General features: G+C 72.3%; 23 protein-coding genes and 2 pseudogenes. 8 read left to right on the top strand and 17 right to left on the bottom strand.

What is annotated here, in order from left to right:
- Positions 1-88: 88 nt before the first annotated feature.
- The 5 genes from FIV44_RS31475 to FIV44_RS18605 form a co-directional block, all read right to left on the bottom strand.
- Positions 89-355, bottom strand: coding sequence for a hypothetical protein (locus tag FIV44_RS31475; protein ID WP_219996089.1), 267 nt, complete (start codon positions 353-355; stop codon positions 89-91).
- A gap of 89 nt (positions 356-444) precedes the next feature.
- Entirely contained in the window at positions 445-705 is a 261-nt protein-coding gene (locus tag FIV44_RS31470) for an enoyl-CoA hydratase-related protein (RefSeq protein ID WP_219996088.1), read from the bottom strand.
- Complete coding sequence (locus FIV44_RS18615; RefSeq protein ID WP_141005749.1) at positions 702-1865, bottom strand: CaiB/BaiF CoA transferase family protein; 1164 nt, start codon at positions 1863-1865, stop codon at positions 702-704. Before FIV44_RS18615 ends, FIV44_RS31470 begins: the two co-directional genes overlap by 4 nt.
- Positions 1866-1868: 3 nt before the next feature.
- Positions 1869-3023 (bottom strand): LLM class flavin-dependent oxidoreductase, encoded by a 1155-nt coding sequence (locus tag FIV44_RS18610; protein ID WP_141005748.1) that lies wholly within the window; start codon positions 3021-3023, stop codon positions 1869-1871.
- A 14-nt stretch (positions 3024-3037) separates the two neighbouring features.
- The gene (locus tag FIV44_RS18605) at positions 3038-4159 is read right to left on the bottom strand and encodes an LLM class flavin-dependent oxidoreductase (RefSeq protein WP_141005747.1); all 1122 of its coding nucleotides are present in this window, start codon (positions 4157-4159) and stop codon (positions 3038-3040) included.
- 56 nt (positions 4160-4215) lie between these two features.
- Here FIV44_RS18605 and FIV44_RS31465 point away from each other — a divergent pair, with 56 nt between their 5' ends.
- Positions 4216-4428 (top strand): hypothetical protein, encoded by a 213-nt coding sequence (locus FIV44_RS31465; protein WP_219996087.1) that lies wholly within the window; start codon positions 4216-4218, stop codon positions 4426-4428.
- Between the two features lie 212 nt (positions 4429-4640).
- Here the strand turns inward: FIV44_RS31465 and FIV44_RS34150 are convergent.
- The 3 genes and pseudogenes from FIV44_RS34150 to FIV44_RS18590 all read right to left on the bottom strand — a co-directional run.
- Positions 4641-5231 (bottom strand): annotated as a pseudogene (locus FIV44_RS34150) (ATP-binding cassette domain-containing protein); the annotation flags it as partial.
- On the bottom strand, positions 5228-6214 hold the full coding sequence (locus tag FIV44_RS18595; protein ID WP_219996086.1) for an ABC transporter ATP-binding protein: 987 nt from the start codon (positions 6212-6214) through the stop codon (positions 5228-5230). The pseudogene FIV44_RS34150 and the gene FIV44_RS18595, both read right to left, overlap by 4 nt.
- A 22-nt stretch (positions 6215-6236) precedes the next feature.
- The gene (locus FIV44_RS18590) at positions 6237-7127 is read right to left on the bottom strand and encodes an ABC transporter permease (RefSeq protein ID WP_141005745.1); all 891 of its coding nucleotides are present in this window, start codon (positions 7125-7127) and stop codon (positions 6237-6239) included.
- Positions 7128-7480: 353 nt separating this feature from the next.
- Between FIV44_RS18590 and FIV44_RS18585 the strand changes: the two genes are divergently transcribed.
- The 3 genes and pseudogenes from FIV44_RS18585 to FIV44_RS31455 all read left to right on the top strand — a co-directional run bounded on the left by FIV44_RS18585 (position 7481) and on the right by FIV44_RS31455 (position 8715).
- Positions 7481-8398, top strand: a complete 918-nt coding sequence (locus tag FIV44_RS18585) for an IS110 family transposase (protein ID WP_219996085.1) — start codon at positions 7481-7483, stop codon at positions 8396-8398.
- Positions 8365-8490 (top strand): annotated as a pseudogene (locus FIV44_RS32380) (transposase); the annotation flags it as partial. The gene FIV44_RS18585 and the pseudogene FIV44_RS32380, both read left to right, overlap by 34 nt.
- Positions 8491-8493: 3 nt before the next feature.
- Positions 8494-8715, top strand: coding sequence for a hypothetical protein (locus FIV44_RS31455; protein ID WP_219996084.1), 222 nt, complete (start codon positions 8494-8496; stop codon positions 8713-8715).
- 11 nt (positions 8716-8726) lie between these two features.
- Here the strand turns inward: FIV44_RS31455 and FIV44_RS18580 are convergent, their stop codons facing one another.
- The 3 genes from FIV44_RS18580 to FIV44_RS18570 all read right to left on the bottom strand — a co-directional run bounded on the left by FIV44_RS18580 (position 8727) and on the right by FIV44_RS18570 (position 12761).
- Positions 8727-9776, bottom strand: a complete 1050-nt coding sequence (locus tag FIV44_RS18580) for an ABC transporter permease (RefSeq protein ID WP_141005744.1) — start codon at positions 9774-9776, stop codon at positions 8727-8729.
- A complete protein-coding gene (locus FIV44_RS18575; protein WP_141005743.1) occupies positions 9773-11320 on the bottom strand; it encodes an ABC transporter substrate-binding protein in 1548 nt (515 codons plus the stop codon). The genes FIV44_RS18580 and FIV44_RS18575 overlap by 4 nt, the downstream gene beginning before the upstream one ends.
- Positions 11321-11402: 82 nt before the next feature.
- A complete protein-coding gene (locus FIV44_RS18570; protein ID WP_141005742.1) occupies positions 11403-12761 on the bottom strand; it encodes an LLM class flavin-dependent oxidoreductase in 1359 nt (452 codons plus the stop codon).
- 127 nt (positions 12762-12888) lie between these two features.
- Here FIV44_RS18570 and FIV44_RS18565 point away from each other — a divergent pair, with 127 nt between their 5' ends.
- Positions 12889-13995, top strand: coding sequence for a LysR family transcriptional regulator (locus FIV44_RS18565; protein WP_219996083.1), 1107 nt, complete (start codon positions 12889-12891; stop codon positions 13993-13995).
- A gap of 68 nt (positions 13996-14063) precedes the next feature.
- On the opposite strand, the gene FIV44_RS18555 is transcribed toward FIV44_RS18565, so the two are convergent.
- Positions 14064-15944: a phosphoenolpyruvate carboxykinase (GTP) gene (locus FIV44_RS18555; protein ID WP_246086487.1), complete on the bottom strand. Its 1881-nt coding sequence runs from the start codon at positions 15942-15944 to the stop codon at positions 14064-14066.
- A gap of 50 nt (positions 15945-15994) precedes the next feature.
- On the opposite strand from FIV44_RS18555, the gene FIV44_RS18550 reads away from it, so the two are divergent.
- Together FIV44_RS18550 and FIV44_RS18545 are read left to right on the top strand one after the other, a co-directional pair.
- Positions 15995-16330 carry an ArsR/SmtB family transcription factor gene (locus FIV44_RS18550; protein WP_141005740.1) on the top strand — a complete coding sequence of 112 codons (336 nt, stop codon included), beginning with the start codon at positions 15995-15997 and terminating at the stop codon, positions 16328-16330.
- A complete protein-coding gene (locus tag FIV44_RS18545; protein ID WP_141005739.1) occupies positions 16327-18054 on the top strand; it encodes a SulP family inorganic anion transporter in 1728 nt (575 codons plus the stop codon). The genes FIV44_RS18550 and FIV44_RS18545 overlap by 4 nt, the downstream gene beginning before the upstream one ends.
- On the opposite strand, the gene FIV44_RS18540 is transcribed toward FIV44_RS18545, so the two are convergent.
- Both FIV44_RS18540 and FIV44_RS18535 read right to left on the bottom strand, forming a co-directional pair.
- On the bottom strand, positions 18002-18766 hold the full coding sequence (locus tag FIV44_RS18540) for a 3-hydroxyacyl-CoA dehydrogenase (protein ID WP_141005738.1): 765 nt from the start codon (positions 18764-18766) through the stop codon (positions 18002-18004). The genes FIV44_RS18545 and FIV44_RS18540 overlap by 53 nt on opposite strands.
- Positions 18767-18902: 136 nt before the next feature.
- Entirely contained in the window at positions 18903-20096 is a 1194-nt protein-coding gene (locus FIV44_RS18535; RefSeq protein WP_141005737.1) for a thiolase family protein, read from the bottom strand.
- A gap of 63 nt (positions 20097-20159) precedes the next feature.
- Between FIV44_RS18535 and FIV44_RS18530 the strand changes: the two genes are divergently transcribed.
- A complete protein-coding gene (locus FIV44_RS18530) occupies positions 20160-20753 on the top strand; it encodes a TetR/AcrR family transcriptional regulator (protein ID WP_181410687.1) in 594 nt (197 codons plus the stop codon).
- Between the two features lie 29 nt (positions 20754-20782).
- On the opposite strand, the gene FIV44_RS18525 is transcribed toward FIV44_RS18530, so the two are convergent.
- From FIV44_RS18525 to FIV44_RS18515, 3 genes are read right to left on the bottom strand one after another with little or no spacing between them, the layout of a single operon-like run.
- Positions 20783-21274 (bottom strand): HtaA domain-containing protein, encoded by a 492-nt coding sequence (locus tag FIV44_RS18525; RefSeq protein WP_141005735.1) that lies wholly within the window; start codon positions 21272-21274, stop codon positions 20783-20785.
- Entirely contained in the window at positions 21271-21588 is a 318-nt protein-coding gene (locus FIV44_RS18520; RefSeq protein ID WP_141005734.1) for a hypothetical protein, read from the bottom strand. The genes FIV44_RS18525 and FIV44_RS18520 overlap by 4 nt, the downstream gene beginning before the upstream one ends.
- A gap of 16 nt (positions 21589-21604) precedes the next feature.
- Complete coding sequence (locus FIV44_RS18515; protein WP_141005733.1) at positions 21605-22531, bottom strand: SDR family NAD(P)-dependent oxidoreductase; 927 nt, start codon at positions 22529-22531, stop codon at positions 21605-21607.
- Positions 22532-22540: the final 9 nt, after the last annotated feature.

Below are 22540 nucleotides of genomic sequence, written 5' to 3'. Positions count from 1 at the left end.
CAAGGCGTCCGCCGCGAAGACAGACTGGGGGTCTTTCGAGCGGCGGCAACGCAGCCAGCGCCCTGCCGTGGTGTCGCGTAGTAGGTGCCTACCCACGGATCCCGGCTTCCGTCAGGGCTGTCCGGTAGGCCGCGATCCGGTCGCGCAGGCCGGGTACGGCGACCGAGCGGGCCAGCGCCGCGAGCTCGGCATCGCCGTCGTGGGGCGGGCGGGCCGGCGACTCCGCGCGGAGCACGTCGGGCAACGTACTCGGCACGCCGGTCGTCAGGGCGGCGCCGAGCTCGGCCCGGCGCACGGTGCCGAGCGCGACCCCGAAGGCCGAGCCGGGGAAGCGCAGCGTCACGGCGGGATCCACCAGTCGATGGTCGCAGGCGAGCACGAGATCGGCTCCAGCGCCGACAGCGGCGCCCTCGGCGACCGCGACGGTCCGGTACGGCGCCGCGATCAGCCGCTCGAGCAGCAGCCCGATCCGCAGGAAGCGCAGCGCCAGCGAGGCATCGGTCTCCGTGGAGAGCCCCCGAGGTCGAAGCCGGCCGCGAAGTGCCGGTCGTTGCCGCGCAGCACCAGCGCCTCGGGCCGTGCAGAGGCGGCCTCGTCGAGCACGCCGTGCAGCGCCTCCACCAGCTCAGCGGAGAGCGCGTTGGCCCGCTCCGGGCGGTCCAGGGTGACCGTCCAGACGTCACCGCGCACGATGCCGAGGCTCATCGCGCCGCCCACTCGTCGTACACCTCGGTGTCGGCGCCGAGCCGCGGGGCTCCGCGGTCGAGTCGCGGCGAGAGGCCCTCGACCCGCACCGGGAAGACCACGGTCGGCGTCGGCCCGGCCACCGGTACGTCGACGGCGGCCACCAGCCCGGTCGCCTCCACGTGCGGGTCGGCGAGGATCTCGCCGAAGGTGTTCACCGGGCCGCACGGCACGCCGCGGGCGGCGAGGGCGGTCAGCCAGTGCTCGCGCTTCTCCTCGGCGAAGCGCGCCTGCAGCAGGGCCTCGAGCTCGTGCTGGTTCCGCACCCGGTCCAGCTGGGTGCGGAAGCGCGGGTCGTCGACGAGCTCGGGCAGCCCGACCACCGACGCGACCGCGGCCCAGAGCCGGTCGTTGCCGGCCGCCACGGTGAAGTCGCCGTCGGCGGCACTGAAACCCTGGTAGGGGGCGTTGCGCGGGTGGGCCGTGCCCAGCCGGCGCGGCTCGACGCCGGATCCCCAGTACTCGCTGGTCTGCAGCGCCGAGACCCCGAGCAGGCAGTCGAGCATCGGGCAGTCCACCCGCACCGACCCGCCCGTGTCGCGCACCCGCGGCAGCAGCGCCGCGATCGTGTACGCCGCGTAGAGCCCGGCGGTGAAGTCGCCCACCGGCACGCCGGCCTTGACCGGTCCGCCGTCGGGCTCGCCGGTCACGCTCATCAGCCCGGACATGCCCTGGATGACGACGTCGTAGGCGCCGCGGTCGACATACGGGCTCTGCAGCCCGTAGCCGGAGATCGAGCAGTAGACCAACCCCCGGTGCCCCTCACGCACAGTTGCGTAGCCGAGGCCGAGCCGGTCGAGCACGCCGGGCCGGTAGTTCTCGACGACCACGTCGGCCGCCGCCACCAGGCCCCGCACCCGCGCCAGGTCGTCGGGATCCTTGAGGTCGGCGACGACCGAGCGCTTGTTGCGGTTGACCGACGCGAAGTTGTGGCTGAACCGGTCCTCGCCGCCCCTCCCGTCATCTTCCGTGGCGAAGGGCGGCCAGGCCCGCATCTGGTCACCGGTCGGCGGCTCGACCTTGACCACGTCCGCGCCGAGGTCCGCGAGCAGCATGCCCGCGAACGGCCCGGCGGCGACGTGCGCCAGCTCGACGACCCGCACTCCTTCCAACGGCCTCATGGATCAGACGGCCGCCTTCTCCGTGACGCCGGTACGACGCGTGGCCGCGCGGTGCGCCAGCTCCTGGCGGACCAGCGGGAGCAGGTCGCGGCCGTAGTCGATCGCGTCCTGGAGCGGGTCGTAGCCGCGGATCAGCACGGTGTCGACGCCGATCTCGACGTAGTCGAGGATCGCGGCGGCGACGGTCTCGGGCGAGCCGACCAGCGCGGTGGAGTTGCCGCCACCGCCGACCGCCCTGGTGGTGGGCGTCCACAGGCAGCGGTCGTGCAGCTCGCCCTTCTCGGCCACGGCAAGCAGGCGCTGGGATCCGGCGTTCTCGGGCGCACGATCCCGCGGATGCAGCTGGCCCATCTTCTGCTTGAACTGTGCGCCGACCGCGCCGTTGATCGTGTCGAGGATGCCGTGCGCGCGCTCCCATGCGGCCTCGTCGGTCGCGCCGAGGATCGGCCGGAAGGACACCGAGATCCGCGGCCGCCGGGCGCGTCCCGCCTCGGCGGCTCGCGCGGTGACGGTGGCGATCTGCTCGCCGGTCTCCTTCAGCGGCTCGCCCCAGAGCATGTAGGTGTCCGCGCGCCTCGCGCCGACGACATACGCCGCGGGCGAGCTGCCGCCGAAGAAGAGCTCCAGATGCCGGTCCTGGTAGGGGAAGACCTGCGGGGTGGCGCCCTCGAAGCGGTAGTAGCGGCCCTCGAAGTCGCGCGGCCCCTTGGTGTCCCAGGCGGTGCGCAGGATCTGGAGGTACTCGTCGGTGCGGTCGTAGCGCTCGTCGTGCGGCACGTAGTCGCCTTCGCGGCGCTGCTCGGCGTTGGTGCTGCCGGTCACGATGTTGAGCGCGACCCGGCCCTTGCTGAACTGGTCGAGCGTCGTGAACGTGCGCGCCGCGAGCGTCGGGTGCACGACGCCGGGCCGGTGCGCGACGAGGAGGCCGAGGCGCTCGGTGTGCGCGGCGGCGTACGCCGCGACCTGGCTGCCCTCGGCCCAGCCGGAGCCGTAGCCGATGAGGACGCGGTCGAAGCCGCCCTCCTCGTGGGCGCGGGCGAACCGGGCGGTGTAGTCGGGGTCGACGACGGCGGCGTTGCCGGGGCGGATCTCGGAGGCGTCGGCGGTGCCGATCATGCCGAGGATCTCGACGTCGTCGTAGGGGGATGCGTGGCTCATGGGATCTCCTTCTGCTAGCCGGCGAGCGCCGGGTGGTCGGCCGCGCCAGCGCGGACAAGGTCGATGAGTCGGCCGTACTTCCGCGCGTCCTCGAGCGGGTCGAAGCCGCGGATGAGCAGCGTCGTGACGCCGATGCCGACGTAGTCGAGCAGCGCTTCGGCGACCTGCTCGTAGCTGCCGACGACCGCCGTCGAGTTGCCGCCGGCACCGGTGACCTTGGCCAGTGCCGTCCACAGACGCTTGTCGTGCACGTCGGCCTGGTCGGCGGCGGCGAGCAGGCGCTGTGAGCCGACCGCCTTGCTGCCGAAGGCGCGCACCTTCTCCGCGCCGGCGGCGGCGACGTACTCACGCGTGCGGGCGAGGATCTCCTCCGCACGCGACCACGCCTCGGCCTCGGTGTCGGCCACGATCGGCCGCAGGCTCACGCTGAAGCGCGGCTCGCGGCCGTACGGCTCGGCGGCCGCGCGGACCTCACGGATGCGCTCCTTGATGCCCTCCAGCGGCTCGCCCCAGAAGGCGTACGCGTCGGCGTGCTTGCCGCCGACCCGGATCGCGTCGGCGGAGGCGCCGCCGAAGTAGACGGGGATCCGGGTACCCGGCCGCACCGACGACCAGGCGCCGGCGACCCGGTAGAACTCGCCCTCGTGGTCGAAGGGAGCCTCCGACTCCCACTCCTTGCGCACCACCGTGAGGAAGTCGTCGGTACGCCGGTAGCGCTCGGCCTTGGTGAGGAAGTCGCCGTCGCGCTGCTGGTCGGCGTCGTCGCCACCCGTGATCACGTGCATCGCGACCCGGCCCGGGTGGAAGGCGTCGAGGGTCGCGTAGGCGCGGGCGGCGATCGTCGGGGCCCAGAAGCCGGGGCGATGCGCCAGCAGCACCTTCAGCCTCTCGGTGGCCTCCAGCACCTGGTCGGCGACGACGAAGCCGTCGGGCATCGAGGACAGATGGGCGATCAGCACCCGATCGAATCCGGCCTCCTCGTGAGTGCGGGCGAGCCGACGGACGTAGTCCTTGTCGACGACGGGGCCGACCGGCGCGGATGCCTCGGACTGGGTGGTGGCGCCGACCGAGGTCGCCCCCGGGCCGCGAGTGCCCACGTCCTGGGTGGCGGTGATGCCGATGAACTCCAGGCTCATGCGGACTCCTTCTGCGGGTGGGGATGGTCGAGTCGCTCGCGCCACACGACGGCGTCGTGGCAGGCGACCTGCCGGCCCGGCGCCTGCGGTACGACGGCCGGGACGGGCTGGTCGGCGCAGGCGTCGTGCGCGAACGGGCAGCGGTGGGCGAAGACACAGCCGAGGTCGGCCGGCCAGGACGGGGTGCCGGCGGCGGGCCGGAGCTGGTCGGGGCGCAGCCGGTCCTCGTGCCCGATGCTCGGGCGGAGGCGGTGAGCAGCGCCGTGTAGGGATGGGCGGGGTCCTCCAGCACGGCGCGGATCGGGCCCTGCTCGACGATCCGGCCGCGGTAGAAGACGGCGACCCGGTCGGCGATGCCGGCCAGCGAGCTGAGGTCGTGGGCGATGATCACGACGGCGAGGTCGAGCTCGACCCGGAGCCGGTCGAGCAGGTTGAGCACCAGGTTGCGGTTGGACACGTCGAGCGCGGAGACCGGCTCGTCGCAGAACAGCAGCCGCGGACGGGTGGCGATGGCGCGGGCGAGGGAGACGCGCTGGCGCTGGCCGCCGGACAGCTCGCGCGGACGGCGGTGCGCGACCGTCTCGGGGTCGAGGCCGACGAGGTGGAGCGACTCCGCCACCCGCTGCTGCCGCTCGGTCCGTGTCAGCGTGCCGGCGATGTCGAGCGGCTCGCGGACCAGCTCGGCGACGGCGAGGTCGGGGTCGAGCGAGCGCAGCGGGTCCTGGAAGACCAGCTGCACCTGGCCGGAGCGGCGGAAGGCGCGCCGCGCGCGGCCGCGCAGGCCGCCGATGTCGTCGCCGGCGAACTCGATGGTCCCGGCAGCGGGCGCGACCAGGCCGACGGTGGCGCGGGCGAGCGTGGTCTTGCCGGAGCCGGTCTCGCCGACGATGCCGACGATCTCGCCGGGGCGGACCTCGAGGTCGGCGTCGCGGAGCGCCGCGCCGGTGCCGAGGTGGGTGCCCTTGCGCGGCGGGGCGTAGGAGACCGAGAGGCCGCGGACCCGCAGCAGCGGCGCGGGGGTGGGCGTCACCTCCGCACGCTCGGGGATCCTGAGGTCGTGGGTCGTGCTCATGCCGGCACCGCCTCTCCGACCGACGTGGCCGAGGATGTGGTCGTGCGGACGCACCGCGACGTGCGGCCCGCGCCGAGATCGGTCACCGGGACCGGTCCGGCCAGGCACGCGTCCGCGGCGTACCCGCAGCGCGGGGCGAACCGGCAGCCCGGCATCTCCTCCCCCGCCGCGGGCGGCTGGCCGGGGATCACCTCGAGCCGGCGCCGGCCCCAGTCGCCGATGGTCGCGACGCCCATCAGCGCGCGGGTGTAGGGATGCCGCGGGTCGCCGAGGACCTCGTCGGTGGGGCCGCTCTCGACGATCTGGCCGCCGTACATGACCAGGATCCGCTCGCAGCTCTCGGCGACCACGGCGAGGTCGTGGGTGACCAGGAGCAGCGAGAGACCGTGGGCCGCGCGCAGCCGCCGCAGCAGGGCGAGGATCTCGGCCTGGATGACGACGTCGAGCGCGGTGGTGGCCTCGTCGGCGATGAGCAGCTCGGGCTCGCAGGAGATCGCGATCGCGATGAGGACCCGCTGGAGCATGCCGCCGGAGAGCTGGTGCGGGTACTGGTGGAACACGCCGGCGGGGTCGTGCAGGCCGACCTCGGCGAACAGCTCGACCGACCGGTCGTGGGCCGCGCGCCGGCGCAGGCCGCGCTTGACCCGCAGCTGCTCGGCGAGCTGGTGGCCGACGGTCAGCGAGGGGTTGAGGTACGACGCCGGGTCCTGGAACACCGCGCCGATCCGGCCCGCGCGGACGCCGTCCCAGGTGGAGCGGCGCGCGCCGGTCAGCTCGACCGCGTCGGCGCCGTCGCCGAGCACGATCCGGCCGGCGTCGACCCGGCCGGTGGCCGGCAGCAGCCCGAGCGCGGCGCGGCAGGTCAGCGTCTTGCCGCTGCCGGACTCGCCGACCAGGCCGACCGACTCGCCGCGGGCGATCGCGAAGGAGACGTCCTGGACGGCGACCAGCCCGTCGGCGACGGAGATCCGGAGGTCACTCACCTCGAGCGTGCTGGCGGGTTGCTCAGGACGCGACGGCATCGCGCTGCTCCTCTCGGGAGGCGGACGGGGTGGGCCGGGTACGACGGCGCGGCGCCGCGCTCGCGCCGGTGGCGTCGCGGATGGCGTCGGCGAGGAGGTTGAGCGAGCCGACGGTCGCCATCATCAGCAGGGCGGGGAAGATCGGCGCCCACGGCTGCTGCGCGAGGTAGCCGAGGTCGGAGGAGAGCATGCCGCCCCAGGTGGGTGCGGGCGGCGTGACGCCGAGGCCGAGGAAGGCGAGCGAGGCCACCACGAGCAGGGCGGCGCCGGTCGCGTGCGCGGCGGTGACGGCGACATTCGGCAGCACCTTGTTCCAGATGTGCCGGCGCAGGGTCCACCACTCGGTGGCTCCCATCAGCTCGGCGGCCTCGACGTACTGCACCTTGCGCAGCCCGAGCGCGGCGGCCCGGGTGACGCGGTAGAAGATCGGGCTGATCAGGATGCCGATCGCGATCATCGCCTGCTGCAGGCCGTTGCCGAGCGTGCCGGCGACCGCGATGGCGAAGACCGTGAACGGAAGGATCACCAGGGTGTCGCTGACCCGCAGCGTGATCCACTCCAGCCGCGGGCCCAGCCAGGCGGACGCGAGGCCGGACGGGATGCCGAGCAGCCCGCCGATCAGCACCGCCTCGACCGCGCCGAGCACGGACAGGCGGGTGCCGCTCATCAGCCGGCTCAGCACGTCGCGGCCGACGTAGTCGGTGCCGAGCAGGTGCTGCGCGCTCGGGCCCTGCAGCACGTCGTCGGTGTACTGCTTCAGCGGGTCGTGCGGGGCGAGCGTGCCGCCGAAGACCGCGAGGAGCGCCACGCCGGCCAGCACGATCAGGGCGAGCCGGGCGCTGGGGATGCGCCACAGCGCACGGAGGGTGCTCACTGGACTACCTTCCTGACGTCATCGCTTCCAGATGAGGCGGTGATGCACCCCGGGTGCCGCCAGGTCACTGCCCTGCTCGCTTGACGCCAAGGACGTCCACGATGAGATCTGCAGGATCTGGTGGTTGCCCGGGACGTGTGGACCGTCGATAGGGCTGTGCGCCAAGACCGCTGCTGAGCATCAGCGTGGTCGCGAGCGCCGATCAGTGAGCGAACCGGCAGACACGTCCCGGCACCGTGAGATATCGCGACACCCGAAGAAATGGGTGCCTCCCCACTGATTGGAGCAGCGAGGAGGCTGACGTGAAGTCTGCCAGCAAAACCCCGACCGAATCCATGAGTAGCCAACGTTCTGTGACCCTGCCCGAGACCGCGCCCAACGACGTGACCGCGGGCATCGACTGGGCCCGTGACGACCACGCCGCCTGCATCGTCAACGGACGCGGCCGCAAGGTCGCCACCACGACGGTCGAGCACACCGCAAGCGGCCTGCGTGAACTGGTCGGCTTCCTGCGCCGTCACGGCGTCGACGAGGTCGCGATCGAACGACCCGACGGACCCGTCATCGACACACTGCTGGCCGCCGGGCTGAGCGTGGTGGTGATCTCCCCGAACCAGGTCAAGAACCTGCGCGGCCGCTACGGATCGGCCGGCAACAAGGACGACCGTTTCGACGCCTACGTCCTGGCCGACACCCTGCGCACCGACCGGACCCGACTGCGCCCACTGATCCCCGACCGCGACGACACGGTCGCGCTGCGACGCGCCTGCCGTGCCCGCAAAGACCTCGTCAAACACCGCGTCGCGGTCGCCAACCAGCTCCGTGCCCACCTGCGCAACGTCTTCCCAGGCGCCATCGGCCTCTTCCGCGACATCGACTCCGAGATCTCCTTGACGTTCCTGACCCGGTTCGACACCCAAGACCGCGCCGACTGGCTCACCCCCCAACGCCTCGGCGGCTGGCTGACCAAACAGGGCTACTCCGGACGCACCGACCCTGCCGTGCTGCACGCCCGGCTCCTGGACGCGCCCAGGGGCGCCACCGGCATCCACGCCACCACCCAGGCTGCGATCACCGCGAGCTACGTGACGCTGCTGCTGACTCTGGTCGAGCAGATCAAGATCCTCTCGACCCAGATCGACCGGCAGCTCGACGCACACACCGACGCGCACATCTTCACCAGCCTCCCCAAAGCCGGACGCGTCCGCGCCGCACGCCTCCTGGCCGAGATCGGCGACTGCCGAGCCAGATTCCCCACCCCGAATCGCTGACCTGCCTGGCCGGCGCCGCACCCTCGACCCGCCAGTCCGGCAAACACCGAGCCGTCGGGTTCCGCTGGTCCTGCGACAAACAACTCCGCGACGCCGTGGTCGACTTCGCCGCCGACAGCAGACACGCCAACCCCTGGGCCGCCGACTACTACAACCGCGCCAGGGCACGAGGCCACGACCACGCCCACGCCGTACGCATCCTCGCCCGAGCCTGGCTCCACATCATCTGGCACTGCTGGCAAGACAACCTCGCCTACAACCCCGAAACCCACCGCGCACTCCAACGCGTCATCACCCAACAGAACAAAGCGGCTTGACATAGGGCTTCTCATCGCGCCGCCCCCGTCGCTCCGCTGCCGCGCCGGGCGACCGGGTTGAGCAGCACCTGCAGCAGGTTGACCACGAGACTCGCGATCACGACGACCACGGCGGTGACCAGCAGGGTGCCGAGGACGACGGGCACGTCGCCCTTCTCGGCCGCCTGCAGCGACAGCTGGGCCACGCCCGGCAGGCCGAACAGCTTCTCGGTGATCACCGCGCCGCCGATGATCAGCGGGATGGCCAGGCCGATGACCGCGAGCGTCGGTCCCGCGGCGTTGCGGAGCACGTGCCCGAAGAGCACCCGGCGCCGACCGAAGCCGCGCATCTCCGCCCCCACGGCGTAGTTCTCGCGCAGCTGGCCGACCAGCGAGGTCCGCAGCTGGCGCGCGATCGAGGCCGCCACGTCGAGGCTCAGCGCCAGCGCCGGGAGGATGGCGAAGCGCAGCCACTCCAGCGGGTCCGCCTGGATCGGCACGTACCCGCCGGCCGGCAGCAGCTGGAGCTTCACGGCGAACACGACGATGAGCGCCATGCCGATGACGAACGGCGGCAGCGTGGCCAGCAGGGAGCAGACCAGCGTCACCGCCCGGTCGAACACGCCGCCGTTGCTGAGCGCCGCGCCGATCCCGGCGCCGCCGCCGATCAGGAGCGCCAGCACGAGCGCGAGGGCCGCGATCGAGAGGTCGACGGGCAGCGCCTGCCGGATGCTGTCGGCCACCGGGATGGTCGTGAACCAGGAGCGGCCGAGGTCGCCGGTGACGGCGTTGCCGACCCAGCTGAGGTACTGCTCGGGCAGCGGGCGGTCCAGCCCGAACTCGTGGTCGAGCCGCGCGATGTCCTCCGCGGTGGCGGTCTCCCCCAGCGCCGCGGCGGCCGGGTTGCTGTCGCTGAGCGCACCGAGCGCGAAGGTGACGACCGAGGCGAGGAGGAGCACGGTCACGGTCACGGCCACCACGCCGGCGAGCGACCGCAGCGCCGGCACGGTACGGCGGGCCGCCGCGCCGGCGCGGCCGACGGCGGGCGCCGCCGGGGCCGGCGCGGAGGCGACCAGGGTCACGACGTGGTCACCCCCTCGAAGCGCCGCAGGCTCGGGGAGTCCGGCAGCGCCGAGACGCCCTTGCGCGCGACGATCGACGGCGTGAGGTAGAGGAAGACGTTGGGGAACGTGGTGACCGCGATCCGGGTCGCCTCCTGGAGGAGGGCGGGGTACTCCGGGTCGTCGGTCGGCGTCTCCTTGACCTTCTTCAGCTGCGCCTCGAGCTCGGGGTCGGTGGTCCGGTTGGGGTTCATCAGCCCCTCGGCGCCGAAGAGCACCTGGAAGGCCTGCACCGGCGACTCGCGGCCGGCGAAGCCGTCGTACGTCAGGGCCTTGGAGCGCTCGATGTAGACCTGCTGGGTGTGCTGGGTCTGCGGGATCGTGTCGATCTTCGCCTCGATCCCGACCTCCTTCAGCTGCGCCTGGATCAGCTCCACGGCGGCCGGGCCGAAGCCGGAGCTGGTGAAGACGGCCGGGATCGGCTCGGTGTAGCCGGCATCGGCGAGCAGCTGGCGGGACTTGTCGGGGTCGTAGGCGTAGATGTCGCCCAGGTCGGGGTCGTAGCCGACGTACCCCGGCGGGAAGGGCTGGTAGTTCACGTCGCCGATGCCGAAGTTGGCGACCTCCTTGATCTTCTCCCGGTCGATGGCGAACTTGAGCGCCTCCACGACGGCGGGGTCGTCGAACGGCTTCATCCCGGTGTGCACGTCGAGGCAGCTGACGAACATCGAGTCGAGGATCTGCACCTCCAGCCCGGCGTCCTCGGCCTGCTGGACCTGCGCGCCGAAGAGCCGCGCGACGTTGTACTGCCCCGACTGGACGGCGGCCACGACGGTCGCCGGGTCGGCCTGCGGGTAGAGGTCGAAGGCGGAGACCTTGATCTCGTCGGCGGCGAAGAAGTTCGGGTTCTTCTTCATCGAGGCGTGGTCGTTCTGGACGTACTTCGTGACCTCGAAGGGCCCGGACCCGGCGGGCTGGGTGGCCAGCGACGAGGCGTCCTTCTCGAAGACCGCGGGGTTGACGACCATGCCGGTCTTGCCGGCGAAGAGCAGCGGGTACTGGTAGTCGACCTCGCTCAGCTCGAGGACGACGTCACGGTCGCCGGACGCGCTGACCTTCTCGATCGTCTTCATCTGCGGGGCGATGAGCGAGCCCTGCTCGCTGCGGCCGCGCTCGATCGACTTCGCGACCGCGGTGGCGTCGATCGGGCTGCCGTCGCTGAACTTCAGGCCCGCACGGAGGGTGAAGGTGACCTGGGTGCCCGACGCGTCGTACGTCCACGACTCGGCGAGCCACGGGATCGCGTTGCCCTCCTGGTCGAGCGCCGTGATGGGGTCGTAGGCCAGCGCGAGCATCTGCACGTCCGAGCCGGCGGAGGAGGTGACCGGGTCCCAGGTCGTCGGCAGCTGCCAGGCCCACTTGAGGGTGCCGCCGGCGCCGCCGCTGGTGCCCGTCGAGGTGCCGCCGCAGGCCTCGAGCGCCAGGATCAGCCCGGCGCCCAGGCTGGCGCCGAGGAAGGTCCGCCGGTTGAGGTGGGTGGCGGGCTTGCTGGTGCGGAGAGGCATGCGTTTCTGCTTTCGTGGGTGTCTCGGGGTGTCTTCGTGCTGGTGACCGGGCGCCCGGCGGGTGCGGCCGGGCGCCCGGGGTCTAGACGCTCGCGGCGGCGGTGGCGCGAGCGGTGGTGTGGCGGTTGACGGGGACGGGCAGCCCGAGATGCCCGCGCAGGGTCGTGGCGTCGTACTCGGCGCGGAAGACGCCGCGCTCGGTGAGGATCGGCACCACCTCGTCGACGAAGCGGCGGAAGTTGGCCGGGTGGTCGACGCCGACGTTGAAGCCGTCGCAGGCGCGCGCCTCCCACCACTCGACGAGCTTGTCGGCGACGGTCGCCGGGGATCCGACGAACTCGCTCTTGCGGAAGTAGCGGGTGGCCTCGACGGTCTGGCGCAGCGTCCAGCCGTTCTCGACCGCCCGCTCGGTGACCGCCTTGGCCTGGGTGAAGAACGAGCGCTCGCCGTACCTCAGCGCCTCGGCGGGGAAGGGCGCGTCGAGGTCGTACCGGGTGAAGTCGTGCCAGCCGAAGGGCCGGCCGAACTCCGCGAGCGCCGCGGCGAAGGTGTGGTCGCGGTCGTTGTTGAACGCCTCGATCTCGCGGGCCTCCTCGTCGGTGTCGCCGACGACGACCTTGATCCCGGGCAGGATCTTGAGGTGCTCGGGGTCGCGGCCGAACTTCGTCCGCGCCCGGCCCTTGATGTCGTCGTAGAACGCCTGGCCGGCGGGGATGTCCGGTGCGTGGGTGAAGATGCCCTCGCCCACGCTGGCGCCGAGGTCGCGGCCCTGGTCGGAGTCGCCGGCCTGGAAGACCACCGGGTGCCCCTGGGCGGAGCGCACCAGGTTGAGCGGGCCGCGCACCCGGAAGTAGGTGCCGTCGTGGTTCAGCACGTGCTGCCTGTCGCGGTCGAGGAAGACGCCGGTCTCGCGGTCGCGGACGAAGGCGTCGTCCTCGTAGGAGTCCCACAGCGCGCGGGCGAGCTCGACGAACTCCTGGGCCCGGCCGTAGCGGGTGTCGTAGTCGTAGTGCTCGTCCAGCCCGTAGTTGCCGGCCGTCCCCGCATCGCCGGTGGTGACCACGTTCCATCCGGCCCGGCCGCCGCTGATCAGGTCGAGGGAGCCGAGCCGTCGGACCAGGTTGAAGGGGCTGTTGAAGCTCGTCGTCGCGGTGCCGACCAGACCGAGGTGGGTGGTGCGTGCGGCGAGCGCGCTGAGCAGGGTGAGCGGCTCGAGCCGGTTGAGGTAGTGGGGCGGCGAGTGCGGGGTGATGAACTGGCTGTCCACGACGAACAGCAGGTCGAAGCGCCCGCGCTCGGCGAGCCGGGCGATCTCGGTGTACCAGTCGATGCTGACGCTCGCGTCGCCCGGGATGTCCGGGTCCAGCCACAGCGTGTGGCTCCCGGGTCCGCCGGTGCCGTAGGGCACCGCACCCAGGTGGATCTGCCGCCTCGTCGCCATCCGCTCCCACTCCCGCGTCGTCTCGATGTTTGTCTACCAAGTTACTTTGATTAAATCAGCCGGTCCAACGAGGGTTCGTGATCCGAACCGATCACGGAGCGTGATCGGTCCGGGTTACTCTTGTTTCATGAGCAAGATTCTGGACATTGCCCCGCTGCGCAGCCTCGTCGCCGTCGCGGACTGCGGCGGTTTCCAGCGCGCGGCGACCCACCTCCACCTCAGCCAGGGCGCCGTGAGCCAGCACGTACGACGCCTGGAAGGCGTGGTCGGCACGAAGCTGGTCGAGAAGCACGGGCGCGGGTCCCGGTTCACCGCCGGCGGCGAGCGGCTGGTGCACCACGCCCGGCAGATCCTGGCCGCGCACGACGACACCCTGCGCAGCTTCGCGGTCGAGCAGGTCACCCAGGTCACCCTCGGCTCCACCGAGCACGCCGCCGCCCAGCTGCTGCCCTCACTCGCAGCCGCCCTGGAGCAGGCCGATCCCGGCTACCGGTTCCGGTTCCGGATCGACCGCGGCAACCGGCTGCGGGAGGGGCTCCTCGCGGGCTCCGTCGATCTCGCGCTGGTGCTCAACGCCGACGACCCGGACGCCGTACCCGTGGGCGAGCTCGACCTCGCCTGGTACTCCTCCCCCACCTGGTCCCCGCCCCACGCGCCCGAGCCGGTGCCGGTCGTCGCCTTCGACAGCCCGTGCAGCCTGCGCAGCCGCGCCCTGGAGACCCTGGCGGCGCACGCCGTGCCGGCCGTCATCGGCGCCGAGGCGATCCAGCTCGCCGGCGTCCAGGCCGCCGTCGGCGCCGGCCTCGGCGTCGCGCTCATGGCCACGCTCGGCCAGACCCCCGAGGGACTGGTCCGCCGCGACGACCTCCCCACCCCGAGCCGCTCCGGCTCTCCGTGTGCGCCCGCGCCGGCCTCCCGCCCGCCGTGGTCCGGCTGGCCGCCGACGCCCTCGCGCCGCTGCTCGTCCGGCCGGCCTCGGGCTGACGCCGGCGGACGCCCTCCGAGCAGGGTCTCGGATCAGGCGCGGATCAGGTCTCGGATCAGGTCTCCTCGGGGTCGACCGCGGGAGAGGCGGCACCGGTGTGCCGGACCACGACCTGGTGGAGCGGGAGGGCGACGTGTCCACGCCGCCGGACACCGGACGAGGCGTCGACGACGTAGAGCCAGACGACGCCCGGAACGGCCGACCGGACGATCTGGATCCGGCAGCGACCGGACACGCCCGGAATGGTGACGACGTCGCCGGGCTCGAGCTGGGCGGCGGTGACGGATGCGCCGGCTTCCTTCATGCGCTGTCGAGACTCAGGCGTTGTCGAGGGCCTGGGCGACGCGGCGGTGTGCTTCCCAGATCTCCTCGGGCAGCCCGTCGAACTGCGCGAGGTGCTTCTCGCGGAAGCCCATCTCCTGCTGCCAGCGCTCGACGTCGATGGCCAGGACCGTGTCGAGGTCGGCCAGGGTCTGCTCGTCCAGGCCCTCGAGGTTGAGCTCCTCACGCTTCGGCAGCACCCCGACCGGGGTCTGCACACCCTCGACCTCGCCGCCCAGGAACTGCATGAGCCAGTTCAACGGCCGCAGGTTCTCCCGATACCCCGGCCACAGGAAGCGGCCATCCTCACCACGCTGGAACCAGTTCACGTGCGCGAAGATCGGCTTCGTCGTGGCGCGGCCGATCACCTCGAGCCAGTGCGCGGCATAGTCGGCCTCGGAGTACGACATGAACGGACGCATCGACATCGGGTCATAACGCAGCACACCCTCGAGGCCGTCGGCCGCGGCGGTCGCCTCCGCACCCAGGGTCAGGCCGTCGTACACACCCTCGGCGACGTCGGAGATCGCGCGGATCAACGGCTCACGATCGCGGGTACGGCCACCGAAGATGATCCCGTGGATCTCCACACCGGCCGGGTCCTCGAAGTCCTTCGCGACGTTCGGGACATTCGCCAACGTGGTCGTGAACCGCGAGTTGGGGTGCGCCCACGGGTCCTCGGCGTTCTCCGGAGCCCGCTCGGCGATCACCTCGCCCTTCCAGTCCTCCCAACCATCCAGATCCGCCGGCTTGTCGCCGCGACCCTCCCACCAGACCTCCTGGGTCTTGGGGTTGTAGGCCACGTTGGTGAAGATCGCACCCGTACCCTCAACGATCGAGTCGATCGCGGTCGGGTTGGTCTTCTCGTTGGTGTCCTTCGCAACACCGAAGACACCGTTCTCCGGGTTCATCCCGTACAGCTTGCCGTCCTCACCCACCCAGATCCACGCGATGTCGTCGCCGTAGAACTCCACGTAGTAGCGCTCACCGAGCGCGTCGGGGGCCAGCGTCATCGCAAGGTTCGTCTTGCCCGAGGCCGACGGGAACCCACCGCAGATGTTGTACTTCGCCCCGGTCTCCTTGTCGGTGATACCGAGCAGCATGAACTGCTCCACCAGAAAACCGTTCTTCCACCCGTCGTAGGCGCCCTGGCGCAGACCATGGGCGATCTTGCCCAACAGCGCGTTGCCGCCGTAGGAGGAGCCGAAGTGCAAGATCGTGCGCTCGTCGGCCACCGTCACGAAGTACCGCTTGTCCTCAGGCGTGCCCTGGCCGAGGTTCTCCAGATCGCCGGTCACGTGCACGGCCTTGACGAAGGACTCGCCCAGATCGTTGACGAACTCCACACCGACCCGCGACATACGGATCATCTGCAGCACCACATTGCGGTTGTCGGTCAGCTCCACACCCGCGGCGAACCTCTCCAACGGCGAGCCCTTCGGCGCCATCAGATACGGGATCACGTACATCGTCTTGCCCACCGACGCACCCGTCATCAACTCCACCAGCTTCGGCTTCATCTCCGCAGCAGGCTTCCAGTTGTTGTACACACCCCTGTCGTTCTCGTCACTGGTGGCGACGATGGTGCGCTCCTCAGCACGCGCGGTGTCCTTGAAATACGAACGCGAGTAGTAACGACCCTCGCCGGCGGGAAACAGCTCACCCGCGTCCAGTGCCTCCTGGACCAGACGCGCGTCATCAGCCGCGGACACGACCTCGACACGCTCTGCTCCCGTGATCGCCGCCCAGGTCTCGACGTACTGCTGGACGTAGTGGTTCGTCAGTCCCGCCTCGGCCATGGCCTGATGCATGTTCGCCACCGTTCGCTCCCGTGTCGCCCGATCCCGGAAGGGATCACTACATGAACACTTCTTCAAGTCATGTACTCTAGCGTCTGCCGGTGCCACGACGACAGGGAGGCCGCGCGATGGGTGTTCCGCTCTACCAGACCAAGGCGGAGTTCTTCCGCACCCTCGGGCACCCCGCCCGGATCCGGATCCTCGAGCTGCTCGCCGAGCGCGACCACGCGGTGCACGAGCTGCTGGAGCAGATCACGATCGAGCCCAGCAACCTGTCCCAGCAGCTCGCCGTGCTCCGTCGTACGTCGCTCGTCGTCTCGCGCCGCGAGGGCACGGCCGTCGTCTACTCGATCAGCGTCCCCGAGGTCCGCGACCTGCTGCTCTCGGCCCGCCGGATCCTGGTCGGGCTCGCCGAGAGCCGCAGCGAGCTCGAGGACGAGCTGATGGTCCCCGGCGCCGGATGAGCGCCCTGCTGGCGCGCGCCCGGCAGCTCGGCCCGCGGCGGGAGGACTGGGCGCAGGCGAGTCCCCGGCGCGACCTGACCGCGGGCGTGATGGTCGCGCTGGTGGCGCTGCCGCTCGCCCTCGGGTTCGGGGTGAGCTCGGGCGTCGGCGCCGGTGCGGGCATCGTGACGGCGATCGTCGCCGGGGCCGTCGCGGCGGTGTTCGGGGGCAGCCACGTCCAGGTCAGCGGGCCCACGGGCGCGATGACCGTCGTCCTCATCCCCATCGTCGCGGCGCACGGCGCCGACGGCGTCCTCGTGGTCGGCCTGCTCGCCGGCCTGATGCTGCTGGCCCTGGCCGTCACCGGCGCGGGGCGGGCGATCCGGTACGTGCCGGTCTCCGTCATCGAGGGCTTCACCGCCGGGATCGCCGTCATCATCGCGCTCCAGCAGCTGCCCGCCGCCCTGGGCGTCGACGCGCACGCCGAGCGGATCCTGGTGCTCACCAGGGACGCCGTCCGGGCCTGGGCCGCGGCCCCCACGTGGGGGGCGCCGGCGACGGCGCTCGGCATCGCCGTGGTCATCGTCGCCATGGCCCGGGTGCGTGCCGGCTTCCCGGCGGCGCTGGTGCTCGTCGTCCTGGCGACGGTCGGGAACGCCCTGCTGGCGCGCGGCGGGGACCGACCGCTCGACACGATCGGCAGCATCCCGTCCGGGCTGCCCGCGCCGCGCCTGCCGTCGGTGCCGTGGGGCGACCTCGACACGCTGGTGCTCGCCGCCGTCGCGGTCGCGGCGCTCGGCGCGCTGGAGAGCCTGCTGTCGGCGACGGTGGCCGACGCCATGAGCGTCGGGCAGCGTCACGACCCGGACCGCGAGCTGCTCGGCCAGGGCCTCGCCAATGTCGCCAGCCCGCTGTTCGGCGGCATCCCCGCCACCGCGGCGATCGCCCGGACGGCCGTCAACGTCCGGTCCGGGGCGAGCTCGCGGCTGGCCGCGCTCAGCCACGCGGTGCTGCTGCTGGTCGTCGTACTCGTGGCGGCACGGTGGGTCGGTCACATCCCGCTCGCCGCCCTGGCCGGGGTGCTGATCGCCACCGCCGTGCAGATGGTCCGGGTCTCCAGCCTCGCGCCGCTGCTGCGCGCGACCCGCGGCGACGCCGCCACGCTGCTGGTCACCGCCGCGGCCACGGTCGTCCTCGACCTCGTCCTCGCCGTCGTCATCGGCCTGGCCGTCGCCGGCTTCTTCGCCCTGCGCCAGACCGCCACCACCGCGCGGCTGGAGGAGGTGCCGCTCGACGGGAGCGACCACCACGACGAGGAACGGCGACTGCTCGACGAGCACATCGTCGCCTACCGCCTCGACGGACCGCTCTTCTTCGCCGCCGCCCACGACTTCCTGCTCGAGCTCGCCGAGGTCGGGCGGGTCCGCGTGGTCGTCCTCCGGATGTCGCACCTGACGACCGTCGACGCCACCGGCGCCCACGTCCTCGCCGACACCATCGGGCGCCTGGAGCAGCGGGGCGTCACGGTGCTGCTCTCCGGGACGCGGCCGGAGCATCTCGCCGTGCTGCAGCAGCTGGGCGTGCACCGCCAGCTCGCGCACGAGCGGCACCTGTTCGCCACGACGCCGGAGGCGATCGCGCACGCACGACTGCACGCCGGTCGGATCGCGCACGACCCGGCCGAGCCGGGGATCAGCGCGGAGCCATCCGGATCGCGCCGTCGAGACGGATGGTCTCGCCGTTGAGCATCGGGTTCTCGACGACGTGGGCGGCCAGTGCGCCGTACTCGCCGGGGTCGCCGAGGCGCGAGGGGTGCGGCACCTGCCGGCCGAGGCTCGTGCGGGCGTCCTCGGGCAGCGACGCGAGCAGCGGGGTGTCGAACAGCCCGGGCGCGATGGTGACCACGCGGATGCCGAGGCTCGCGAGGTCGCGGGCGATCGGGAGGGTCATCCCGACGACGCCGCCCTTCGAGGCGGAGTACGCCGCCTGGCCGATCTGGCCGTCGAACGCGGCGACCGACGCGGTGTTGACGATGACGCCGCGCTCCTCGCCGAGCAGGTCGAGGCCGGCCATGTGCGCGGCGGTGAGCCGGATGACGTTGAAGGTGCCGAGCAGGTTGATCTCGATGATCCGCTGGAACTTGTCGAACGGGTAGGGCGTGTTGTCCCGGCCGACGGTCTTGATCGCGTCGCCCGTGCCGGCGCAGTTGACGACGACCCGGAGCTCGCCGAGCTCGGCCGCGGCGGCGATCGCGGCGGCGACGTCGTCCTCGCTGCGGACGTCGGCGGGGACGAACCGGGCCGCGTCGCCGAGCTCCTTGGCCGCGACCTCGCCGGCGCCGCCTGGCAGGTCGAGGATGACGGCCCTGCCGCCCTTGGCGAGGAGGGCCTCGACGGTCGCGCGACCGAGACCGGAGGCGCCGCCGGTGACGAGGGCGACGGTGTCGGAGATCTGCATGGTCGGTCCTTACGGGTTGGAGATGGGCGGATAGAGGCCGGCAGCGTGTCGCCTGCGACGAAGTCGCATCGGAGGCAAGCGTGGGCCGAAGGCCTGCGCGCAGCCTTCGATGGGCGACACGCTCGGCCAGATCAGATCAGATGCGTTCGATGATGGTGGCGTTGGCCATGCCGGCGGCCTCGCACATGGTCTGCAGCCCGTACCGGCCGCCGGTGGCCTCGAGGTGGTTGAGCAGGGTGCCGAGCAGGCGGGTGCCCGACGAGCCGAGCGCGTGGCCCAGGGCGATGGCGCCGCCGCGCGGGTTGAGCTTCGCCGGGTCGGCGGCGAGATCCTGCGCCCAGGCGAGCGGGACGGGGGCGAAGGCCTCGTTGACCTCGTAGGCGTCGAGGTCGTCGATGCCGAGGCCGGCGCGGCGCAGCGCCTGCCGGGTGGCGGGGATCGGCGCGGTCAGCATGAGCACCGGGTCGTCGCCGGTGACGGCGTACGACACGAACCGGGCGCGGGGCGTGAGACCCAGCTTGGCCGCGGCCTCCTCGCTCATGATGAGGACGGCGGACGCGCCGTCGGTCAGCGGCGAGGAGTTGCCGGGCGTGATCCGCCAGTCGATCTCGGGGAAGCGCTCGGTGAACACCTCGTCGGCGAAGGCGGGCTTGAGGCCCGCGAGGCCCTCCACCGTGGTCGTGGCGCGGACGGTCTCGTCGAGGCGGTGCTCGAGCGTCGCGCCGTCGGCGCCGGTGACGGCGATCGGCACGATCTCGCGGTCGAAGAAGCCGGCGGCGGCCGCCTCGGCGGCACGGCGGTGCGACTCGGCGGAGTAGGCGTCGAGGGTCTCGCGGTCGAGCTTCCAGCGCGCGGCGACCAGCTCGGCGGAGATGCCCTGGTTGACCAGGCCCTCGGGGTAGCGCGCGGCCACCTCGGGGCCGTAGGGGTCCTTGCCCATGGGCGTCGTGCCCATCGGGACCCGGCTCATCGACTCCACGCCGGCGGCGATGACGACGTCGTACGCGCCGGCGGCGACGCCCTGTGCCGCGAAGTGCACGGCCTGCTGGCTCGAGCCGCACTGGCGGTCCAGCGTGGTGCCCGGCACGCTCTCGGGGAACCCGGCGCCGAGGACGGCGTTGCGCGCGATGTTCAGCGCCTGCTCGCTCGCCTGGAAGACGCAGCCGGCGATGACGTCGTCGACCAGGGCGGGGTCGAGGTCGTTGCGCTCGACGAGCGAGCGCAGGACGTGGACGAGCAGCGAGGTCGGATGGGTGCCGGACAGCGCGCCGCCGGGCTTGCCCTTGCCGGACGCGAGGCGGACGACGTCGACGATGACGGGCGTGGGCATGGGGACCTCCAGGAGCCGGATCACGAACCAGTCAGTGCTGACTGGTTCGCCTATACTCTAGCCGTGCCCCCTCGCGCCGTCCAGAGCCGGTCCCTCGACGTCCAGCGCCGCATCCTCGACGCGGCCGTCGAGGTGATGCTCGAGCACGGCTACAGCGGCGCCTCCACGCTGCAGATCCAGGAGCGGGCCGGCGTCTCCCGCGGCCGGCTGCTGCACCACTTCCCCTCCCGCGACGTCCTCCTCATCGCCGCGGCCCACCACCTCGCCCGCGCCCGCGTCGGCGAGCTCCCCTCCGAGCACACCTGGCCCACCGACCCCGGCGAGCGGATCGACGCCGTCGTCGACACCATGGCCGGCACCTTCACCCAGAGCTACTTCTGGGTCGCCACCGAGCTGTGGGTCGCGGCCCGCACGCACCCCTCCCTCCGCGACGCCCTGCTCGAGGGCGAGCGCGACATCGCGCGCGCCGTCCGCGTGGCGATGGACGGCTTCTTCGGTCCCGAGCTCGCCGCCCGGGACGGTTACGACGACCTGCGCGAGGTGATCTTCACCAGCCTGCGCGGCATGGCGCTCACCAAGGCGTTCGACCCGCGCGACGAGCCCACGGTGCGCCACGTCGAGCGGCTCAAGCGGATCGCCAGAGCGATCCTGCTGTGACGCACCGATCCACGCCGGCGCCGGACGGTTCAGACGACGACGCGGACCGACAGCGGATCGAAGGGCTCTCCCGCCGGGTAGGCGTGGTTGAAGAGCTCCACCCCCGCGGCGCGTAGCGTCGCCGGCATCGGCGCGTAGAGCCGGGCGCCGCGGTGTTCGCCCCAGCCGCGCTCCTCGACGTCGAGGAGGTCGAGCCGGCGGTCCATCGCGGGATGGCTGGCCGGGTCGACGATGCTGAGCGTCGCCGCACCCGCACGGAAGGTCAGCCACGGCTGCGCGACCATGACGAACATCATGCCGTGGTGACCCGCGAAGCGGACGTCGCCCGCGAACCGGATCGTGCCCTCCCCGCGCGCCGGGTCGAACTCCTCCGTCGACTCCGTCGGGAAGAGGATCCGCTGTCGCTCGTCGACCACGGCGCCGCCGGTCGCTGAGAAGCGGGCGTCCGGAAGCCCCGCGAGGTAGGCGAGAAAAGTCGCCTTGAGGCCCCACATCAGCCCCTCGGGGAGACTCTCGGTCACGACCGCTCCACGTGCGCACGCACCGCCGCGCCGTCGGGTGAGACCCAGCCCCGAGATAGCGCATAGGCCACCATCGCGTCGTACCCCTCGTGCCAGTCGGCCCCTTTCTCCGCGCCGGCTCGGTCGCGCAGCGCTGCGATGTCGAGCCAGACGTGGTCGCCGGACGGGTGGGCGGGGACAGCCTCCGCACAGAGGCCCTCGGCCACGAGCATCCGGTACGTCGTCGCGTCGTCGAGGCGGGTGCACACCGACAGCGCGGTCAGGATCTCCGGCTCGGCGACGGCGACCGAGCCGTCGGCGATGATCAGCTCCACGTCCACTCCTCCAGGATCACAGGTCGGCGAGCACCCGGTCGGCGATCTCTGCCAACCGGGAGGCCGCCTCGGCATCGAGAGCGTAGGGCGCGACACCGCCGGAGTAGTCGCGCGGGCGAGACGAGACCACCGGTGCCGGCGCGCAGTCCTGCCAGTACACCGGCAGGTCCGCCACCGGGCCCTCGGCGAGCTCGGGAGCGGTCGCGACCAGCACCGAGGTGCTGGCACCCTGGGCCGGCGACTTGAGCGGCAGGTCGGTGGTGTCCCAGTCGATGTGGCGCTGGAGCTCGGTGTGGATGATCCCGGGATGGACGGCGAACGCGCGGACACCACGGTCCCCCAGCCGGCGCCGGGTCTCGACCGCGAGCAGGATGTCGGCCGTCTTGGACTGACCGTAGGCCAGCCACGGGTCGTAGGGGCGGAACCGGAAGTGCAGGTCGTCGTGGACCACGGGCGAGCGCAGGTGCGCCGCCGAGCTCAGGCACACCACCCGGGCCCCCTCGCGCAGCCGGTCGCTCAGCCCGGCGACCAGGGCGTGGTGGCCGAGGAAGTTGGTGGCGAGCTGCAGCTCCCAGCCGTAGGAGGTCCGCTCCAGGCGGGGCAGCGCCATGATGCCGGCGTTGTTGACCAGCACGTCGAGCGGAGCGTCGTACGACGCCGCGAACGCCCGCACCGTCGCGAGATCGGCCAGGTCCAGCCGGGCGACGTCGAGCCGCGCACCGGGGACCGCCTCGGTGATCGCCCGCGCCACGTCGCGGGCCGCGTCGGGCCGGCGGACGGCGAGGGTGACCTCGGCGCCGGCGAGCGCAAGCGCCCGGGCCGTCTCGACCCCGATCCCCGACGTCGCTCCCGTCACGACCGCGCGCCGGCCGGTCAGGTCGACGCCGGCGACGACATCGTCGACCGTCGAGTCGAACCCGAACCGCTGCCATCGCTGTGCCATCCCGGCCTC

Source organism: Nocardioides humi (genome assembly GCF_006494775.1).
In the GTDB taxonomy this organism is placed as follows: Bacteria; Actinomycetota; Actinomycetes; order Propionibacteriales; family Nocardioidaceae; genus Nocardioides; species Nocardioides humi.
Note: the sequence above shows the minus strand (reverse complement) of the source record. Positions and strands in the feature narration are given on the sequence as shown.

Bases quoted from the DNA above. Each gene is read 5' to 3' on its own strand.
- FIV44_RS18570 (WP_141005742.1), bottom strand. From the start codon at position 12,761: ATGGCGACGAGGCGGCAGATCCACCTGGGTGCGGTGCCCTACGGCACC.
- FIV44_RS18515 (WP_141005733.1), bottom strand. From the start codon at position 22,531: ATGGCACAGCGATGGCAGCGGTTCGGGTTCGACTCGACGGTCGACGAT.
- FIV44_RS18545 (WP_141005739.1), top strand. From the start codon at position 16,327: ATGAGCGCCCTGCTGGCGCGCGCCCGGCAGCTCGGCCCGCGGCGGGAG.
- FIV44_RS18615 (WP_141005749.1), bottom strand. From the start codon at position 1,865: ATGAGGCCGTTGGAAGGAGTGCGGGTCGTCGAGCTGGCGCACGTCGCC.
- FIV44_RS31470 (WP_219996088.1), bottom strand. From the start codon at position 705: ATGAGCCTCGGCATCGTGCGCGGTGACGTCTGGACGGTCACCCTGGAC.
- FIV44_RS18565 (WP_219996083.1), top strand. From the start codon at position 12,889: ATGAGCAAGATTCTGGACATTGCCCCGCTGCGCAGCCTCGTCGCCGTC.
- FIV44_RS18610 (WP_141005748.1), bottom strand. From the start codon at position 3,023: ATGAGCCACGCATCCCCCTACGACGACGTCGAGATCCTCGGCATGATC.
- FIV44_RS18540 (WP_141005738.1), bottom strand. From the start codon at position 18,766: ATGCAGATCTCCGACACCGTCGCCCTCGTCACCGGCGGCGCCTCCGGT.
- FIV44_RS18550 (WP_141005740.1), top strand. From the start codon at position 15,995: ATGGGTGTTCCGCTCTACCAGACCAAGGCGGAGTTCTTCCGCACCCTC.
- FIV44_RS18605 (WP_141005747.1), bottom strand. From the start codon at position 4,159: ATGAGCCTGGAGTTCATCGGCATCACCGCCACCCAGGACGTGGGCACT.
- FIV44_RS18575 (WP_141005743.1), bottom strand. From the start codon at position 11,320: ATGCCTCTCCGCACCAGCAAGCCCGCCACCCACCTCAACCGGCGGACC.
- FIV44_RS18535 (WP_141005737.1), bottom strand. From the start codon at position 20,096: ATGCCCACGCCCGTCATCGTCGACGTCGTCCGCCTCGCGTCCGGCAAG.